The 742-nt window shown below is 41.5% G+C and carries 1 protein-coding gene; it reads left to right on the top strand.

All coding sequences use genetic code 11. The features are described 5' to 3' along the window. Nucleotides 1-139: 139 nt before the first annotated feature. Nucleotides 140-610, top strand: coding sequence for an IS200/IS605 family transposase (gene tnpA / locus GF867_RS13635; RefSeq protein ID WP_153833627.1), 471 nt, complete (start codon nucleotides 140-142; stop codon nucleotides 608-610). The last annotated feature ends 132 nt before the right edge of the window (nucleotides 611-742 follow it).

Raw genomic sequence — 742 nt, 5'->3', positions numbered from 1 at the left:
TTTTTTTATGTTTTCGAAAACCCCTGGCTATGCCGGGGGTTCCGGAGAGCTTCCAGCGTGGGGACAAAAACACCTCCTTTTATGCTAGAATATGGCTGGTTTCCCGACCGCCACATTCATGTTAAAAGGAGGTAGTCCCATGCAGGACAAGAGTAGTTTAGCACATACAAGATGGAGATGTAAGTATCACATTGTTTTCGCACCGAAATACAGAAGACAAATTATTTACGGTAAGTATCGACAAAGCATTGGTCAGATAATCAGAGAACTTTGTGAGCGTAAAGGCGTTGAGATTCACGAAGCTAATGCTTGTCGCGATCATATTCATCTCCTAGTCAGCATTCCACCCAAACTAAGTATCTCTCAATTTATGGGTTACTTAAAAGGGAAGAGTAGCTTGATGATATTTGATCGCCATGCTAATTTGAAATATCGCTATGGTAATCGTAAATTTTGGTGTCGTGGATATTTTGTAGATACAGTGGGCAGAAATAAAGAGCAGATTCAGCAGTATATAAGAGATCAGTTAAAAGATGACTACATGAGTGATCAATTGACACTGTTTGAGGAGTTCGATCCATTTACTGGAGCAAAAAACAAGAAAAAATAAAAGGATTCTTTAGAATCAGCGCGTGAGTGTGGTGCAGAAGGAGACCTTTTCAGTAGGCCTTTTAGGCCAAGGCCGGCAACAGAGGCTTCCAGCCGAAGAGCAAACCACCAGTTCACACTGGTGGTTTTGATT

The organism is Fundicoccus ignavus (assembly GCF_009659375.1).
In the GTDB taxonomy this organism is placed as follows: Bacteria; Bacillota; Bacilli; order Lactobacillales; family Aerococcaceae; genus Fundicoccus; species Fundicoccus ignavus.
The sequence above is the reverse complement of the archived record's forward strand: the minus strand, read 5'-3'. Positions and strand labels throughout refer to the sequence as shown.

Coding starts and splice junctions, on each gene's coding strand:
- tnpA (WP_153833627.1), top strand. CDS start 140: ATGCAGGACAAGAGTAGTTTAGCACATACAAGATGGAGATGTAAGTAT.